General features: G+C 72.4%; 17 protein-coding genes. 9 read left to right on the top strand and 8 right to left on the bottom strand.

The features are described 5' to 3' along the window. Positions 1 to 174: 174 nt before the first annotated feature. The 3 genes from AB0I79_RS13155 to AB0I79_RS13145 form a co-directional block, all read right to left on the bottom strand. On the bottom strand, positions 175 to 1,125 hold the full coding sequence (locus AB0I79_RS13155) for a DUF6569 family protein (protein ID WP_357871302.1): 951 nt from the start codon (positions 1,123 to 1,125) through the stop codon (positions 175 to 177). After that, on the bottom strand, positions 1,125 to 2,414 hold the full coding sequence (locus AB0I79_RS13150) for a vWA domain-containing protein (protein ID WP_357871299.1): 1,290 nt from the start codon (positions 2,412 to 2,414) through the stop codon (positions 1,125 to 1,127). The genes AB0I79_RS13155 and AB0I79_RS13150 overlap by 1 nt, the downstream gene beginning before the upstream one ends. A 101-nt stretch (positions 2,415 to 2,515) precedes the next feature. After that, positions 2,516 to 3,091, bottom strand: a complete 576-nt coding sequence (locus tag AB0I79_RS13145) for a TetR/AcrR family transcriptional regulator (RefSeq protein ID WP_357871296.1) — start codon at positions 3,089 to 3,091, stop codon at positions 2,516 to 2,518. A gap of 99 nt (positions 3,092 to 3,190) precedes the next feature. Here AB0I79_RS13145 and AB0I79_RS13140 point away from each other — a divergent pair, with 99 nt between their 5' ends. Further along, positions 3,191 to 4,378 (top strand): MFS transporter, encoded by a 1,188-nt coding sequence (locus AB0I79_RS13140; RefSeq protein WP_357871293.1) that lies wholly within the window; start codon positions 3,191 to 3,193, stop codon positions 4,376 to 4,378. Between the two features lie 66 nt (positions 4,379 to 4,444). Here AB0I79_RS13140 and AB0I79_RS13135 read toward each other — a convergent pair whose 3' ends face one another. From AB0I79_RS13135 to AB0I79_RS13120, 4 genes are all read right to left on the bottom strand, one after another. Then, entirely contained in the window at positions 4,445 to 5,638 is a 1,194-nt protein-coding gene (locus AB0I79_RS13135) for an endonuclease/exonuclease/phosphatase family protein (RefSeq protein WP_357871290.1), read from the bottom strand. Positions 5,639 to 5,720: 82 nt separating this feature from the next. Then, the gene (locus tag AB0I79_RS13130; RefSeq protein WP_357871288.1) at positions 5,721 to 6,242 is read right to left on the bottom strand and encodes an NAD(P)H-dependent oxidoreductase; all 522 of its coding nucleotides are present in this window, start codon (positions 6,240 to 6,242) and stop codon (positions 5,721 to 5,723) included. Next, positions 6,239 to 6,373, bottom strand: a complete 135-nt coding sequence (locus AB0I79_RS13125; protein ID WP_357871285.1) for a hypothetical protein — start codon at positions 6,371 to 6,373, stop codon at positions 6,239 to 6,241. The genes AB0I79_RS13130 and AB0I79_RS13125 overlap by 4 nt, the downstream gene beginning before the upstream one ends. Before the next feature lies 1 nt (position 6,374). Beyond that, on the bottom strand, positions 6,375 to 7,124 hold the full coding sequence (locus tag AB0I79_RS13120) for an ABC transporter ATP-binding protein (RefSeq protein ID WP_357871282.1): 750 nt from the start codon (positions 7,122 to 7,124) through the stop codon (positions 6,375 to 6,377). A gap of 115 nt (positions 7,125 to 7,239) precedes the next feature. Between AB0I79_RS13120 and AB0I79_RS13115 the strand changes: the two genes are divergently transcribed. Continuing rightward, positions 7,240 to 7,569, top strand: coding sequence for a putative quinol monooxygenase (locus AB0I79_RS13115; RefSeq protein WP_357871279.1), 330 nt, complete (start codon positions 7,240 to 7,242; stop codon positions 7,567 to 7,569). 52 nt (positions 7,570 to 7,621) lie between these two features. Here AB0I79_RS13115 and AB0I79_RS13110 read toward each other — a convergent pair whose 3' ends face one another. Then, positions 7,622 to 8,644 carry a BtrH N-terminal domain-containing protein gene (locus AB0I79_RS13110; protein WP_357871276.1) on the bottom strand — a complete coding sequence of 341 codons (1,023 nt, stop codon included), beginning with the start codon at positions 8,642 to 8,644 and terminating at the stop codon, positions 7,622 to 7,624. Between the two features lie 339 nt (positions 8,645 to 8,983). On the opposite strand from AB0I79_RS13110, the gene AB0I79_RS13105 reads away from it, so the two are divergent. From AB0I79_RS13105 to AB0I79_RS13075, 7 genes are all read left to right on the top strand, one after another. Beyond that, the gene (locus tag AB0I79_RS13105; RefSeq protein ID WP_357871274.1) at positions 8,984 to 10,201 is read left to right on the top strand and encodes an ROK family protein; all 1,218 of its coding nucleotides are present in this window, start codon (positions 8,984 to 8,986) and stop codon (positions 10,199 to 10,201) included. Next, positions 10,198 to 11,007, top strand: a complete 810-nt coding sequence (locus AB0I79_RS13100; protein WP_357871271.1) for an ABC transporter permease — start codon at positions 10,198 to 10,200, stop codon at positions 11,005 to 11,007. The genes AB0I79_RS13105 and AB0I79_RS13100 overlap by 4 nt, the downstream gene beginning before the upstream one ends. Further along, a complete protein-coding gene (locus AB0I79_RS13095) occupies positions 11,004 to 11,783 on the top strand; it encodes an ABC transporter ATP-binding protein (protein ID WP_357871268.1) in 780 nt (259 codons plus the stop codon). Before AB0I79_RS13100 ends, AB0I79_RS13095 begins: the two co-directional genes overlap by 4 nt. A 31-nt stretch (positions 11,784 to 11,814) precedes the next feature. Next, the gene (locus AB0I79_RS13090) at positions 11,815 to 12,783 is read left to right on the top strand and encodes an aliphatic sulfonate ABC transporter substrate-binding protein (protein ID WP_357871265.1); all 969 of its coding nucleotides are present in this window, start codon (positions 11,815 to 11,817) and stop codon (positions 12,781 to 12,783) included. Next, positions 12,780 to 14,246: a sulfatase-like hydrolase/transferase gene (locus AB0I79_RS13085; RefSeq protein WP_357871262.1), complete on the top strand. Its 1,467-nt coding sequence runs from the start codon at positions 12,780 to 12,782 to the stop codon at positions 14,244 to 14,246. The genes AB0I79_RS13090 and AB0I79_RS13085 overlap by 4 nt, the downstream gene beginning before the upstream one ends. Before the next feature lie 201 nt (positions 14,247 to 14,447). Beyond that, positions 14,448 to 15,311: a hypothetical protein gene (locus AB0I79_RS13080; protein WP_357871259.1), complete on the top strand. Its 864-nt coding sequence runs from the start codon at positions 14,448 to 14,450 to the stop codon at positions 15,309 to 15,311. After that, positions 15,278 to 15,607 carry a hypothetical protein gene (locus tag AB0I79_RS13075; protein WP_357871257.1) on the top strand — a complete coding sequence of 110 codons (330 nt, stop codon included), beginning with the start codon at positions 15,278 to 15,280 and terminating at the stop codon, positions 15,605 to 15,607. The genes AB0I79_RS13080 and AB0I79_RS13075 overlap by 34 nt, the downstream gene beginning before the upstream one ends. Positions 15,608 to 15,808: the final 201 nt, after the last annotated feature.

Raw genomic sequence — 15,808 nt, 5'->3', positions numbered from 1 at the left:
ATATCAGCGTATAAGCAGTTGATAAGTGCGGGACAGGCGGCCGGCGCCTCGACGAACCAGAAGAGTCGTTCTCAGCGACCATCCCTTATCTGGAATGAGGGTGTCGTCCGCCGCGCCCGGCGCAGTTCCCGCACTGATCATTAAACCGCCGCCCCCGGCGGGGCCGCAACGGATTTATCGGTCGGCGAAGACGGAGGCGTAGACGGGCCGCCCGTGCTCGGTGACCACCTGCCCCGCCAGCCCGTCGCCGGTGAGCGTGGACAGCCGCAGGTCGAGGTAGCGCTCCTCCTCGACCAGCCCCACCTCGCCACCGGGCGCGGGCAGCCAGGAGGCCACCTCGGCCAGCCGCGCCGCCCGGTCGCGCGCCAGCTCGGCGCGCAGCTCGGCCAGGCTCCCCGCCTCGTACGGCTCCGCCGCCGCCCGCTCCGGCTCGGCATGCCAGGCGGCCACGCCGTACGCGAAGCAGACCAGCGCCATCCACACCTCGGCGAAGTACGCCGGATCGGGCGCCAGCTCCAGCCCCGCGAACCGCTCACCGACGAAGAACAGCGCCCCGAGCTGCCCCGGCATCAGCTCCAGCCGGCTCTGGAACTGCGTCAGCACCGCCCGCTTGCGCGACAGGATCTGCTCCAGGTGCCCCCGCGAGGGCAACCCGTACGCGCGGTTGAGCTCGCTGATGTCCGGCCAGAGCTTGGCGTAGTCGTGGCGGCCGCGCAGCCGCATGGCCTTGCCGCGCAGCTCCAGCGGCAGCACGAAGAACCACTGGTCGCGCCCCTCCAGGTAGCCGCCCTGACCCGCCTGCACGCAGCAGGCGTCGTCGAAGCGCCTGGTCTGCCCGGCGCCCAGCAGCGCCGAGGAGCACAGGGCGTGGTTCTGGGCGGCGTCCTGGATGTAGCCGATGTGCAGCGGCACGATCGCCACGCCCTCGCGGGCGCCGTTGGTCAGCTCCACCTGCCCGTAGCCGACGACCCGCTTGAGCTTCAGCCCGGAGCGGGGCGGCACGATGCCGGGGCGGACGGGGCCGTAGACGGGCACCATCGTCAGCGCTCCGGCGCGCTGCGGGGTGCCCGCCCGGTAACCGCCCAGATCGAGCGGCGCGGGCAGGATCGTGGTCAGGCTGGTCATCACCGTCCTCCTTCCAGCCGGGTCAGCATCGCCGTACGGATCCACTCGGCGCCCGCGCCGAAGTGGGCGAACACCCACGGCAGCAGCGCGGCGAAGTCGTCCTGGTGCCAGAACGGCCGGTGCGGCAGCTCCGGCGCCGGGTCGCGCAGGGTCAGGTCGTCGCCCCGGGTGAAGGCCGCCAGGCACAGCACCACCGGCGTCGTGACACCGGCGCGCGGCAGCGTGGCCGCCACCCTCGCCAGGTCGCCGGGCAGGTGGTTCTCGTAGCCGTCGGTGACGACCACTACCAGGTCGGGGCCCGGGCCGAGCGCGTCGAGCAGGGCGCCCGCCAGGTCGGCCGAGCCCGCGGGGGCCTGCGCCGTGCCGCCGGTCTCGACGACCGTCAGCCGCTCGCAGACCTCGGACAGCACCAGCCGCAGCGCCATGGCCTGCGACATGACCGCCCATTCGCGCTCGCCGTACCCGCGCATGGAGCGGGAGGTGTCCAGCACCAGCGCCACGTTCGCGGCCAGGCGCGGCAGCCCGCGCGCCGCCTGCGCCACGTACCCCGCCAGGGCGGGGCGCAGCTCGGCGGCCGGTCCGCCCCGGTACAGGTGCACCAGCGTCGCGGCGATGTCGCCCCGGTTGGTGGGGGTGACGATCGGCGGCTGCTCGGTGACCGGGTCGAGCGGCGCCGGCGGCTCCTGCGGGGCGGGCGCGCCGTACGTGCCGGGGCCGTAGAGCGCGCGCAGCCGCACGATCGCCGCCGCCGGGTCCGCGGTGAACCGCAGCAGGCTCCTGCGCAGGTACGCCGAGCCGGCGCCGCCCTCGGAGACCAGCCGGGCGCAGGCGCGCGCGGTCGCCTTGCCGAGCGCGTGCTCCAAGCAGTCGATCAGCGCCGGGCGGCGGGCCTCGATGAGCGCGTCGGCGTCCGGGTGCTCCAGCACGAAGGTGACGATCGCCCTGGTCGTGTGCTTGTGGTTGGCACGCAGCCGCCGCAGCGCGAGCAGCGCCGTGATGGCGTACGCGGGCGGCAGCCCGAACATCAGCGCCCTGGTCACCTTGGCCAGGGTGGCCCGGGTGGCCTCGCCGAGGCCGTCCTGGGACGCGGCGAGCGTCTCCAGGAGCACCCGGGCGCGCTGCCACGGGAGCGCACCGGGCACCAGCGCGAGCAGCGCGTATCCCTCGGGGTCGCTCAGCCGGGCACTCCGGTGGAGCTCCGCGTCGTCCCAGACCGGCTCGCCGCCCCTGGAGAGCTCCAGCGGGACGTCATGAGTCCGGAAATGCGTGAGAAGAGTTGGGGTGTCCACGAAATTCGAGTTTAAGAATGATCTTCCGGAAATGACACTGATTTTTCGCCGGGTTACCGGCGCATCGCATTTCCCTTTCCCGATCCCGTGTCACCCGCATTTCACTGGGCGGCGAGCATCCGCACGGCGTAGTCGATCGTGGCGGCCAGGCGGGCGGGGTCGTGACCGGCGCGTTCCCGCACGCGCAGGCCGAGCACGGTGGTGAAGAGCAGGTCCACGGCGGCGTCGAGGTCGAGACCCGCCGGCAGCTCGCCCGTGCGGCAGCCGCGGCGCAACAACGATTCGAGGGCTCTCCTGGTGACCTCGAACGCGGCCTCGGTCCGCCGCCGCACCTCCGGGTCGGTGGCGCCGAGCTCGGTGGCGGTGTTGACGACGAGACAGCCGCGGCCGGCCTCCTCGCCGACCATGCAGGTCAGCCAGTCGCGCAGCACCTCGCGGACGGGACCGGGCCGCTCCAGCAGCTCTTCCGCCTGGGACGACTCGGTGGCCCGGTAGTGGTCGAGAGCACGCAGGAACAGCCCGCGCTTGTCATGGAAGGCTCGATAGAGGCTGCTCTGCTTGAGCTCCAGCTCGGCGCCCAGCTCCCGGACGCCGGTCGCGGTGTAACCGCGCCGCCAGAACAGCCCGGTAGCCCTGGCCACCACGTCCTGCTCGTCGAACTCCCTCGGTCGCGCCATGCCATCACCCTACCCCAGTTGTGGAGCGATCGCTCCCATACTAGGGTGAGCCGCCATACGGGAGCGATCGCTCCAAAATTGTGAACCTGAGGAGATCTCGTGACGACGACTTCCGCGGCAGAGCCGGACGCGCCGGCGAGGAGCCACTGGCCGGCGGTGGTCACGGTGACCGTGGCGACGTTCCTGGTGGTGACCGCCGAGCAACTGCCGATCGGGCTGCTGACGTCCGTCGGCTCCGCGCTGTCGGTGTCGGAGGGCACCGCCGGGCTGATGGTGACGCTGCCCAGCCTGGTCGCGGCGGTCGCGGCGCCGGTGGTGCCCGTGCTGGTCGGGCGGATGGATCGCCGGCTGCTGCTGATCGGGCTGGTCGCGCTGACCGCGCTCGCGGGGCTGGCCTCCGCCCTGGCGCCGACGTACCCGCTGCTGCTCGCCGCCCGCGCGGTGGTCGGCGTGGCGATCGGCGGCTTCTGGGCCGTCGCCGGCGGGCTGGCCGTCCGGCTGGTCCCTGCGGCGCACGTGCCGCGGGCCACGGCGGTCATCTTCGGCGGCGTAGGGGCCGCGAACGTGCTCGGCGTGCCGATCGGCGCCGTGATCGGCGAGCTCGCCGGCTGGCGGGTGGCGTTCGGCGCGCTCGGCGGGGTCGGGCTCGTCGCGCTCGTCGCACTCCTCGCGGTCCTGCCTCCCCTGACGGCCGCCCAGCCGGTCGCGCTACGGCACCTCGCCGAGCAGCTCCGCAACCCGGGCGTGCGGGCCGGGGTGGTGGCGACGTTCCTTGTCGTGATCGGCCACTTCGCCGCCTACACCTACGTCAGCCCCGTGCTGCAGGACCTGTCGGGCATCGGCGCGCAGCTCGTCGGCCCGCTGCTGTTCGCCTTCGGCCTGGCGGGCATCGCGGGCAACTTCGTGGCCGGCGCGGCGGTGGCGCGCAGGCCGCACAGGACGGTGCTCGTCATCGTCGCCGCCCTGGCCCTGACCGTGCTGCTCTTTCCGCTGGTGGGCACCGGGCCCGCCGGGGGGATCGTGCTGCTGGACGTATGGGGGCTGGCGTTCGGCGGGGTCTCGGTGAGCCTGCAGACGTGGATGATCAAGGCGGCGCCGCGGGCGGTCGAGGCGGCCTCCGCGCTGTGGGTGGCGGTGTTCAACCTCGCGATCGGGCTCGGCTCGCTGGTCGGGGGGACGATCGTCAACGCCGTCGCGCTCCGGGGTGATCTGTGGGCCGCGGGTGGCCTGCTCGCGCTGGCCGGGGTGGCGGTGTGGAGCGCCCGCCACAACCCCAGCCTGCGGTGACCGGCCTGCTCCTGGAGCGCCCATCGGGATCCCGCGGGCCTGCGGGATCCCGGCCCGTTCGCTGGGTCAGGGCGTCCTGACGTCCAGCCAGACCAGGCGGTGGTCGGAGCTCGGGAACGGGAAGACGCCGGTCAGCCGCGACAGCGGGTCGGCCGCCGGAGGCCAGAACACGCCGCCGCCCACGGTCCTCAGCCGCCTGGCCGGCAGCACGTAGTCGGCGCGCAGGTTGCCGGGCGCGGTGTCGGCGAAGTCGGCCGTGTCGTGCTTCGGGTCGCCGGTGTGCGTGGCGTTCGCGCCGCCCTGCAGCGCCGCCGCCTCGGCCGCGCCCGCGCTCGACGGGGCGGCCCTGCCGTCGATCCTCGGGTGGTCGAGGAGCTGGTGGATGGCGTCCTGGTAGCTGTCGCCGTCGCTGGGGTCGGCGTTCTGGTCGCCGGCGATCACGAAGGCCGCCCCGGCGTCGAGCCCGCCGCGCCTGCCCCGGTCGTCGTAGAGGTAGCCGCCCCCGCCGGGCCGGGTGTAGTCGGCCCAGAGCCTGATCTCGTCGTGGTTGCGGCGGCCGTTGCGGTCCTCCGCGCCGTCGAACGTGGGCGGCGTCGGATGGCTGACCAGGAAGTGCACGGTACGGTGCCCGACGCGTACGGGCAGGTCCCAGTGGCTCTTGGAGGACAGCCGCAGCACCTGCTGCTCCTCGGCCGAGTACCAGCCTGCGGGCATCGCGTTCCCCGGCATGTCCTTCCACAGGAAGTTCTGGAACGTGCGCACCCCGCGCGCGTCGATCGGGTACTTCGAGTAGACGACCATGCCGTACTGGCCGGGGAAGGCGCCGAACCCGAGCGCGTCGTCCCCGTAGCCGGGGGCGCCGGGCGTGGTCACCACGGTGCCGTCGTTGTTGAGGTCGAAGCCCGAGGCGATGCCGGTGTTGCTGGGGGCGGTGTAGCGGTACCGGTAGGTGATCGGCCGCGCGCCGCCCTGCCCGATCGACAGGTAGTTGTCCTGGAACAGGCGGGCGGCGCGGCCCGCGGCGTCGTGGTCGAACTCGTTGATGAGCAGCACGTCCGGGCGGTTGCGCTGGACGATCTCGGCGATGACCTTGGCCTGGGCGTCGCCCGGGGTGGACAGGTCGCTCACCAGCTCACCCTCGGCGGCCCGGTTGAGCGAGGCGTTGAAGGTGGCGAACCTGACCCGGCTCGTGGCGCCGGCGGGCAGCGGGGTGAGGATCGCCGCCGCCACCACGGCGGCCAGGACAAAGCGGAAGAACATCGCGTCTCCCCTCGGATGGATCTGGGCGGGATCATGGCATCCCGGGGGGCGGCGCACCACTACATCCAGGTGAAGTTTTCCCTCAGCCCAGCACTCCGCCCCCGATCGCGACCGCCGCCTGCGGCGCCACCCTGCCGGCCCAGGCCGTGACGACCTCCGCCAGGCGCGGCAGCTCGGACTCCAGCACCGCCAGGCCCGGCGTGGGCACGGTGGCGCCCAGCTCCACCAGCAGCGGGCGCAGGTGCACCTCGACCGCCAGCGCGTGCCTGGCGTCCCCCATCACGAGCAGCGGCAGCGCCGCCTTGCCCGCCAGGGCCTGCGGTGGCAGCCGGTCGAGGAACGCCTTGAGCAGGCCCGTGTAGGTGCCCTTGTAGGTGGGGCTGGCCACCACCAGCACGCTCGCCTCCGCCACCAGCTCCAGCGCCACCTCCACGCCGGCGGACGCGCCGGGTGCGAGCAGGTGCGGCCCGAGCGCCGCCAGGTCCACCACCTCGCAGGTGTCTCCTCCGTCCAGCCGCTGCCCGATCGCGCGTGCCGCCTCGACGGCCACGGTCAGCGTCCTGGAGCCCGCGCGCGGGTTGCCCACCAGCGCGACGACGCTCATCGGGCCACTCCCAGCTCGCCAGGCATCCAGCGCTCCTGCGTCCGCTCGTCCGGCACCCAGTCCTCCTCCGCCTCGTCGTCGGGCAGGTCGTACCAGTGGATGTCACCTTCGTACTCGCGCAGCCCAGCCATCTCAGGCCGCCACCTTCCGTCCCCGTGCCACCGCGATCTCCTCGCGCAGCAGTCGTCCCACGTGCCCGCGCGGGCTTCCCGTGAGGGAGCGCACGTCCACGACTTCCTTGATCCGCCCCGGCCCCGAGGTCATCACCGCGACCCGCCGCCCCACCCGGACGGCCTCCTCGACGTCGTGCGTGACGAGGAGGACGGTCGTGCCGGTGCGTTCCCAGACCCGTACGAGCTCATCCCCCACCCACTCGCGCGTGCCCCGTTCCAGCCCCGCGAACGGCTCGTCCAGCAGCAGCACCCCGGGCTCGAAGGCCAGGCTGCGGGCCAGCGCCACGAGCTCCCGCCTGCCGCCGGACAGCTCGTGCGGGTAACACTCCTCGTACCCCGACATCCCCACGATCGACAGCAGCTCACGCGCCCGCTCCCGCCTGGCCTCCGGCCTGCCCTCCAGCGCGAACGCCACGTTGCCGAGCGCGGTGCGCCACGGGAACAGGGTGTACTGCTGGACGGCCACGCACCGGCCCAGCGCGGGCCCGGTGACGGGGACGCCGTCGATGCGGATCTCGCCGCCGGTCGGCTCGGTGAGGCCGGCGATGAGGGCGAAGAGCGTGGACTTGCCGCAGCCGCTGGGGCCGACGAGCGTGAGCAGCTCGCCCGGGCGCACGTCGAGGCTCAGGCCGGACAGCGCGGTGAACGGCTCGTCGCCGTGGAACGTCTTGGTCACGTCCCTGATGCTGAGATGCGGGCCCTGGCTCATGCGTACGAAGGTACGAGCCCCCGCACCACTAAGTCAACATTTCCTACATGATAACTAGAGAATTGGCCGATAGTCTCGTCCCGTAGCGCCGCCGACCAGCCAAGGAGCGTTTCAGATGATCTTCATCACCGCGAAGTTCCGCGTCCTGCCCGAGCACGCCGACCGCTTCCCGGAGATCACCGCCGCCTTCACCTCGGCCACCCGCGCCGAGCCGGGCTGCCTGTGGTTCGACTGGTCGCGCAGCCTCGACGACCCGAACGAGTACATCCTGGTCGAGGCGTTCAGGGACGGCGAGGCGGGCGCGGCCCACGTGCAGTCGGCCCACTTCAAGCAGGCCCAGCAGGAGCTGCCGCCCTACCTCGCCGAGACGCCCCGCATCGTCAACACGACCATCGACCAGGACGGCTGGTCCGAGCTGGGCGAGATGGCCGTGCCGAAGCGCTGACCCGCCAGCCTCAGGGCCCGCGCCCTCACTTCGGCGATCAGCCGAACAAGGGTCAGGGGATCTGGGCGAGCGCCCCGGCTGCCCGCTCCTCCAGCCGCACGGCCCGCGCGACGAGCGCGGCCACCTCCGCCAGCGGCTCCCGTGCGGAGGCCGCGGCGGCCACCCGCGACCACTGCCGGCCGCACTCGCGGTAGAGCGCCGCCGCCTCGGCATGCCCGGTCTCGGCCAGGAAGTCGGCGTAGAGCGGCCTGGTGGCGCCGGGCGCGGTGTAGTCGACCTCCAGGCACTCGGCCAGCCGGTCGAGCGCCGGCCCGAGGTCGGCGAACCTGCGGGTCCAGCCCTGCCTGCCGGTGGTGTCGGCGAGCTGGGCGGCCAGCTTGCGCATGCCGGACAGCCCGAAGTTGACGTCGAAGGTGTTGCCCAGCACCGGCCCGGTCAGCCTGGCGGCGGTGTCCTTGATCGCTGCGCGCACGTCGGGCTCGCCGCCGGCGGGGCCGGTGACCTCGATGAGCAGGTGCTTGGACTTGGGGACGGCCGACCAGGCCGCCATGAAGCCGGCCAGCGGCAGCTCGCCGGGGCCGTCGTCGCGCACGCGTACGGTGTCGCCGGACAGCCCCGTCACCGCCACGTCCACGGGGTCGGGGAACGGCAGCGTCTCCCGCCAGGGCAGCAGGTGGCGGCCGACCCGGCAGATCGGCCGGCGCCCGGCGTCGAGCGCGGCCCGCAGGTTGCGCTCGGCGACCCTGGCCGAGCCCGTCCGCCGGATCTCGTGCGGGACGCCGGCCCGGGCGAGCGCGAGCGGGATCATCGGCTCGGGGTGCGCCTGGGCGACGACCGTCAGCATGGGCGGGTGGCCGGCGTACTCGAACACGAAGTACATGAACCCGATGCCGCCGCCCAGCCCGAGCAGCATGGCCTCGGACAGGCCGCCGCCCAGCACGTCACGCAGCAGCGCCGACTCGTGGTGGTGACGGCGGGCGCGGCCCGCGACGTGGCGCAGCGCGGTGGTGTAGGACTCGCCCGTCCTGGCCATGCGCTCGCGTACGCGGCGCTTGAGGTGCTTGTGATCGGTCATGGCAGTGCTCCCTGGGGCGGCCCCGTGCGCCGGACCCACGCTCCCGCACGCACGGCTCGCCGCACGTGGAAGAACCGGCACGATCGAGTCGTCGCCCCGAGGACATCGATCCCCTCTGCCTCCGCGTCGCCGCACGGCGTGGGTGTGCGGTCAGGAGGTCGGGCGCGGGACGGCGCCGGTCGTCGAAGCCTACTACCAGCACCCCGTTACGCGAACGTTACGAGTGGCGCCAATCCCCCGGCACGCCTATCCTCGCAGCTCACAGCCCTGATATCGGGACGGGTAAGTTTTTTTCCGGGTTATTGACGAAAAACACTGGGCGTCGGCAGACTCTGCGTCATGTCACAACCCCGTGGCCCCCTGTCACAACTCCGGCGCGGGCACGAAGAGCTCGTGCTGGGCCTGCTGCGCAAGCACGGCCCCCTCAGCAGGGGCGAGCTGGGCAAGCGTTGCGGGTTGTCCCGTACGACCCTCTACGACATCCTCGCCGAGCTCGTCGCCGGCGGCGCCGTGGTCACCGCCACCTCCCAGGAGGCGCCGCGCGGCCGCGGCAGGCCGGCCGAGACGCTGACCCTCAACCCCGACGCCGGCCAGGCCATCGGCATCGACTTCGCCCGCCGCGCGCTGCACGTCGCGGCCGTCAACCTGGCGCACGAGGTCGTCGGCTCTGCCAGCGAGCCGCACGACGCCGACCTGCCGTGGGAGCAGCGGGTCGAGCTGGCCGCGCGGCTCGTCGGCTCGCTCACCGGCACCGGCGCCGGCGCGCTGCGGCTGGGCGCGCTCGACGCGGTCGGCGTCGGCGTGGTCGGTGTCGTGGGGGCGCAGGCCGCGGAGGAGGACCAGAGCGCGCCGCACCCCGTGCAGGTGCTGCTTCGCGAGCGGTTCGGCGTCCCGGTGCTGCTGGACAACAACACCCGGCTGGCCGCGCTGGGCGAGGCCATCTGGGGCGCCGCCGCCGGCGGGCAGGACGTGCTGTACCTGCGCCTGTCCCACGGTGTCGGTGGCGGGCTGGTGGTCGGCGGGTCGCTGCACCGCGGCGCGTACGGGCTGTCCGGCGAGTTCGGCCACATCACGGTCGAGCCCGGCGGCGCCCCCTGCGACTGCGGCGGCACCGGCTGCCTGGAGACCGTCGCCTCGATAAGAGCCGTGCTGGACGCCTTCCGCGCCGCCGGCGGCCGGGCCGCGGACGTGCCGGAGCTGGTCAAGGCCGTCCGGGCGGGCGACCAGGCCGCGCACACCCTGCTGAGCGGCGTCGGCGCCAGGATCGGCGAGGTGCTGGCGGCCCTGTGCAACGCCATCGGCCCGAGCGTGATCGTGATCGGCGGCGAGCTGGCCGAGACGGGCGCCGCGCTGGTCGAGCCGATCGAGCGGGCGCTGCACGACCACGTCATGCCGGTCTCCCGGCACCGGGTGAGCCTGCGCCGCGCCACGCTCGGCGAGGTCGCCGGCGCCCTCGGCGGCATCGCCCTGGTGCTGCACGAATCCCCCCTGCTTTCCCGCTATCCGGGCGGCCCGGATCTCGCGGAGGACCCGATCCCCGACAAGGAGTCTCGATGACCGAGCTCACCGCGCTGGGCAAGTCGCAGGCGGCGCAGCCCGCCCGGCGCGCCCCCAGGCGCTCCCAGCGCGCCATCGCTCTCAACCTGATCGCCGTCGTCATCGGCCTGGTCGTGTGGACGTTGCTGGCCACCCTCGGCGTGCAGGGCCTGCCCGGGCCGCTCGAGGTGGCGGCCAAGGCGGGCGAGCTGATCGCCGACGGCACCCTGTTCACCGACGCGCTGGCCAGCCTGCGCAGGGTGCTCATCGGCTTCCTGCTCGGCACGCTGCTGGCCATCCCGGTCGGCTTCCTGATGGGCTGGTACGCCACCGCGCGCGGCCTGCTGGAGCCGTACGTGCAGTTCTTCCGCACGATCCCGCCGCTGGCCATCATCCCGCTGGCCATCGTGCTCATGGGCATCGACGAGCGGCCGAAGATCTTCGTGATCTTCCTGGCGGCGTTCCTGTCCAGCGTCGTCTCGACGTTCCAGGGCGTCGTGGACGTGGACAGGACCCTGATCAACGCCGCCCGCGTGCTCGGCGCCTCCGACCGCACCATCTTCCTCAAGGTCGTGGTGCCGGCCTCGACGCCGTTCATCCTGGTCGGGATGCGGGTCGGGCTCGGCTCGGCCTGGGGCACGCTGGTCGCCGCCGAGCTGATCGCCGCCCAGGAGGGCCTGGGCTTCCGCATGCAGCAGGCCCAGCTCTACTACGACCTGTCCACGATCTTCGTGGGCCTGATCACCATCGGCGTGCTCGGCCTGCTGATGGACCGCCTGCTGCTGCTCGCCGAGCGTCACCTCACCGACTGGCAGGAGCGCCGTTGAACGCCAAGATCTCGTTCAGGGACGTCGTCAAGACCTACCCCATGAAGGACGACACCTTCACCGCGCTGGACCACGTGTCGCTGGACATCGCCGACCGCGAGTTCGTCACCGTCGTGGGCCCCTCGGGCTGCGGCAAGAGCACGCTGATGAGCATGGCCGCCGGCCTGGTCGAGCCCACCTCGGGCGAGGTGCTGGTGGACGGCTCGCCGGTCGACGGGCCCGGCCCCGACCGGGGCGTGATCTTCCAGCAGTACGCGCTGTTCCCGTGGCTGACCGTGCGCAAGAACGTCGAGTTCGGGCTCAAGCTCAAGGGGCTGCCCGCCGAGGAGCGCAGGCGTCGGGCCCAGCGGGCGATCGAGCTGGTCGGGCTGGCCGACTTCGCCGACGCGCTGCCCAAGACGCTGTCCGGCGGCATGAAGCAGCGCTGCGCCATCGCCCGCGCGTACGCGGTCGACCCGCAGGTCCTGCTCATGGACGAGCCGTTCGGCGCGCTCGACGCGCTGACCCGGGTGCAGCTCCAGGACCAGCTCCTCGACACCTGGAGCAAGGACCAGCGCACGGTCATGTTCATCACGCACGACGTGGACGAGGCCGTCTACCTCGCCAACCGCGTGATCGTGATGGCCGCCAGGCCCGGCCGCCTCCACAAGGTCATCGACGTGGACCTGCCGTATCCGAGGACCGAGGAGATGCGGCTGTCGCCCGAGTTCGGGCGCATCCGCAACGAGGTCTGGCACGCCGTCTACCACCAGGCTCCGGCCGTACCCGCGGCCTAGCAACCCTCCCCCCAGAAAGGACTGATCCGCCATGCGTTCTCTTCGCCGCGTCCTGACGGCCGCCACGGCGGTGAGCCTGCTCGCACTCTCCGTGACCGCCTGCTCCGACGACGGTTCCACGGTCCGGTTCGGCTACATCAGCGACTACAACGGCGCCAGCCTGCTGGCGATCGCCCAGCAGCAGGGCCTGTGGGAGAAGCAGGGGCTCACTCCCGAGATCAAGGTCTTCACCAACGGCCCCCTCCAGATCCAGGCGCTCGGCGCGGGCGACCTCGACTTCGGCTACATCGGGCCGGGCGCCATGTGGCTGCCCGCCACCGGCAAGGCCAAGGTCGTCGCGATCAACACGCTCGCGTACGCCGACCGCGTCATCGGCCGGCCGGGCGTCAAGTCCATCGCGGACCTCAGGGGCAAGAAGGTCGGCGTGCCGGAGGGCACGTCCGGCGACATGGTGCTCAACCTGGCCCTGCAGAAGGCCGGCATGACGGTCAAGGACATCCAGAAGGTGCCCATGGACCCGGCCACGGTCGTCTCGGCCTTCGTCGCCGGGCAGATCGACGGGGCCGGCATCTGGTACCCGCTGATCGACAACATCAAGCAGAAGGTGCCGGACATGGTCGAGCTGGCCAGCACCAAGGAGTGGCCGGACAGCTCGTTCCCGACCGCCTTCGTGGGCGGCACGCAGGTGAACGAGGAGCTCACCAACAAGGTGATCAAGGTGCTGCAGGAGGCCAACGACTGGCGGGCCGCGCACTACGAGGAGTCGATCACGCAGGCGGCGTCGCTGCTCAAGCTGGACGCGGCCAAGGTCAAGGCCGACGCGGCGAACGTCACCGTGATGACGACGCAGGACCTGGTCAACAAGACCAAGGACGGCACCGTGGCCAAGTGGCTCAACAGCCTGGGCGACTTCTTCGTCAGCACCGGCAAGCTCAAGTCCCGGCCGGAGCCCGCGACGTACTACACCGGCGATCTCTACACGAAGGCCTTCACCAAGTGAACCTGCTGTTCCTGATGACCGACCAGCACCGCGTCGACACCCTGGGCTGCTACGGCAACCCGCACGTGGCCACGCCCCACCTGGACAGGCTGGCCGCCACCGGCACGCGGTTCGATCGGTTCTACACGCCAACGGCCATCTGCACGCCCGCGCGGGCCAGCCTGCTCACCGGGCAGGCCCCGTTCAGGCACCGGCTGCTGGCGAACTACGAGCGTAACGTCGGCTACCTGGAGGATCTGCGGGAGGACGCGTTCACCTTCCCCGAGGCGCTGAAGGAGCGCGGCTACAACCTCGGGCTGATCGGCAAGTGGCACGGCGGGACCAGCCGCAACGCCGCCTCCTACGGCTTCGACGGCCCCGACCTGCCCGGCTGGCACAACCCGGTCAACCACCCCGACTACCTGGCGTACCTGGAGGAGCGGGGGCTGCCGCCGTACCGGATCTCGGACCTGATCCGGGGCACCACGCCGAACGGCAACCAGGGCAACCTCCTGGCCGCGCGGCTGCACCAGCCGGTGGAGGCCACGTTCGAGCACTACCTGGCGGACCGGGCGATCGAGCACATGGAGCGGTACGCGGCGGAGGGCAGGCCGTTCTTCCTGGCCACCCACTTCTTCGGACCGCACCTGCCGTACCTGCTGCCGGACGAGTACTTCGACATGTACGACCCGAGCCTGGTCGAGCTGCCGCCGTCGATCGCGGAGACCTTCGAGGGCAAGCCGCCGGTGCAGCGCAACTACAGCGAGCACTGGACGTTCGACACGATCCCGATCGAGGTCACGCGCAAGCTGATCGCGGTCTACTGGGGTTACGTCACGCTGATCGACCAGCAGATCGGCCGCATCCTCGATCGCATGGACGAGCTGGGCCTGTCGGAGCAGACGTCGGTGTTCTTCACCTCCGACCACGGCGAGTTCACCGGCGCCCACCGGCTGCACGACAAGGGCCCGGCGATGTACGAGGACATCTACCGCATCTGCGGCATCGTCCGGATCCCCGGCGCGCCGCCGCAGGTCAGGAACGAGTTCGTGACGCTCACCGACTGCACGGCGACGATCCTGGAGCTGGCGGGCTGCGACCCGAAGCCGGCGGTGGACAGCCGCAGCCTGGTGCCGCTGGTGCGCGGCGAGCACCCCGAATGGCCGGGCGAGCTGCTCGCGGAGTTCCACGGCCACCACTTCCCCTACCCGCAGCGCATGATCCGCGACGACCGCTACAAGCTGGTCGTCAACCCGGAGTCGGTCAACGAGCTGTACGACCTGCACGCCGACCCGCACGAGCTGAGCAACCGGTACACCCATCCGGAGATGGCGCCCGTCCGGCGCCGCCTGATGCGCAGGCTGTACGACCTGCTGCGCGAGCGTGGCGACAACTTCTACCACTGGATGACCCCGATGTACGACATCGGCGCCCTCGACTACGACCCCACCCTGAGCTCCTTCGAGAAGGAAGGCACTGGATGAGGAGACCCCGCGGCGGTGAGGACATGGTGACCTGGGAGTACGCCGGCGAGGTGTTCACCGTACAGACCGGGCCCGCCTGACACGGGGACCCGGCTCCCGGTGGCTGCTGGGCCATCGGGGGCGATTCCCGTTCTGCGAAACGTGTCCCCTCCGGTACGTCGAGTGTGCTTGACTCCCGCCTGGCGACCTCTGGGAGGGTTCATGGGGGAGTTGGTGGGGATCGACCCCCGCGGCGCGCATGACCTGATCCGCCGGATGGAGGCGGTGAAGGCGTTCCTGGGCAGGACGCGGCCCGGGCTCGACGCGGCGATCGCCGAGGCGGGCCAGGACTGGGCCGGCCGCCAGGGCAGCACGGCCCTGCACCGCGCCTGGGCGTTCCTCCACGAGTCCCAGCACGACCTGAAGTGGCGCATCGACACCGTCGAGCAGCTCGTGCCGGTGCGCGAGCGCGGCATGCTCACGGCGACCTTCCCGTTCGGCGCGGAGTCCGAGGCCCGGCGCGAGGCCGAGCAGGCGGCCGCCGCCATCCGCGCGGCCCTCGACGACCCGGCGGCGGTGGAGCGGGCGGTCTCGGCCGCCGCAGGCAGCGCCGGCGACCCGGCCTACGCGGCGGCGCTGCTGACGGCCCTGAGCCCGCGGACCTTCACCCGGCTCCTGGACGGCAGCCAGAAGGAGGTCCTGGCCAGGGCCTTCGCCAGCGCCGAGCGCACCGGGCGACTCGGCGAGGAGTGGCACGACCTGGCGCGGACGGCGCCGCCGGAGGCCCTCACCGCGCTGGTCTCGCTCGCCGGGCAGTCCGGTACGTTCCTCGGCCAGGTCGCGCTCACCCTGCTCGACCGTCCGGAGCCGGGCCGGGACCTGCACGGCCTCGTTCTGGCCTACGCCGCCAACCCGCTGGCGTTCCAGCAGTTCCTGGCCGAGCATCCGCGCGAGACCGGGATCCTGCTGGCCACCGGCGACCCCGCGCTGCGGGCAGCGCTGGACGAGGCGCTCAAGCCCGGCGCCGGCGCCGACGGGCTGCGGGAGCGGGCGTGGGCGAACGTCCGGAGCCTCGGCGGCGGCTGACGATGCCGACCAAGGACCAGCTGCTCCGCGAGGCCGCCGACAAGGAGGCGCTGGCCGTCACCTTCCTGCGCTACGCCAGGACGCTGCCGGAGGCGTTGGAGGGCATCCCGGCACGGCCGGGCGACTGCGAGCCGTTCTGGCGCGGGCCGGCCGCGCAGCGGTTCGTCACCCAGGTCCGCAGGCTGCGCCGGGAGCTGGACGACCTGGAGGACGACTGCCTGGCCACCGCGGAGAGTCTGCGCCGCCGCGCCAGGCGGCTGCGTGAGCAGGCCGCCCGGGCCGCCGACCCCGCCTGAGGGGTCAGTGCGGCCGGGCGCATCGTGGCGTCCAGCACCGCCGAGTGGATCGGCCGGGTCGCCGTTCCGCGGCGAGGCCGTGTCGCCGTTCCGCGGCGAGGCGGGGTTCGACGTGCATCCGTGCGACGGGCTGCCGCTGTCGCTCGTCGCCGCAAACGACGCAAGCCACTTGCGTTCTCAACGCAAGGATTTGAGGTATCG

The organism is Nonomuraea sp. NPDC050202 (genome assembly GCF_040656115.1).
Classification (GTDB): Bacteria; Actinomycetota; Actinomycetes; order Streptosporangiales; family Streptosporangiaceae; genus Nonomuraea.
The sequence above is the reverse complement of the archived record's forward strand: the minus strand, read 5'-3'. Positions and strand labels throughout refer to the sequence as shown.

What these genes read in the sequence shown, in the direction of transcription:
- AB0I79_RS13130 (WP_357871288.1), bottom strand. Translation starts at nt 6,242, where the DNA reads ATGAGCGTCGTCGCGCTGGTGGGCAACCCGCGCGCGGGCTCCAGGACG.
- AB0I79_RS13120 (WP_357871282.1), bottom strand. Translation starts at nt 7,124, where the DNA reads ATGAGCCAGGGCCCGCATCTCAGCATCAGGGACGTGACCAAGACGTTC.
- AB0I79_RS13100 (WP_357871271.1), top strand. Translation starts at nt 10,198, where the DNA reads ATGACCGAGCTCACCGCGCTGGGCAAGTCGCAGGCGGCGCAGCCCGCC.
- AB0I79_RS13145 (WP_357871296.1), bottom strand. Translation starts at nt 3,091, where the DNA reads ATGGCGCGACCGAGGGAGTTCGACGAGCAGGACGTGGTGGCCAGGGCT.
- AB0I79_RS13115 (WP_357871279.1), top strand. Translation starts at nt 7,240, where the DNA reads ATGATCTTCATCACCGCGAAGTTCCGCGTCCTGCCCGAGCACGCCGAC.
- AB0I79_RS13090 (WP_357871265.1), top strand. Translation starts at nt 11,815, where the DNA reads ATGCGTTCTCTTCGCCGCGTCCTGACGGCCGCCACGGCGGTGAGCCTG.
- AB0I79_RS13155 (WP_357871302.1), bottom strand. Translation starts at nt 1,125, where the DNA reads ATGACCAGCCTGACCACGATCCTGCCCGCGCCGCTCGATCTGGGCGGT.
- AB0I79_RS13105 (WP_357871274.1), top strand. Translation starts at nt 8,984, where the DNA reads ATGTCACAACCCCGTGGCCCCCTGTCACAACTCCGGCGCGGGCACGAA.
- AB0I79_RS13110 (WP_357871276.1), bottom strand. Translation starts at nt 8,644, where the DNA reads ATGACCGATCACAAGCACCTCAAGCGCCGCGTACGCGAGCGCATGGCC.
- AB0I79_RS13080 (WP_357871259.1), top strand. Translation starts at nt 14,448, where the DNA reads ATGGGGGAGTTGGTGGGGATCGACCCCCGCGGCGCGCATGACCTGATC.
- AB0I79_RS13135 (WP_357871290.1), bottom strand. Translation starts at nt 5,638, where the DNA reads ATGTTCTTCCGCTTTGTCCTGGCCGCCGTGGTGGCGGCGGCGATCCTC.
- AB0I79_RS13125 (WP_357871285.1), bottom strand. Translation starts at nt 6,373, where the DNA reads ATGGCTGGGCTGCGCGAGTACGAAGGTGACATCCACTGGTACGACCTG.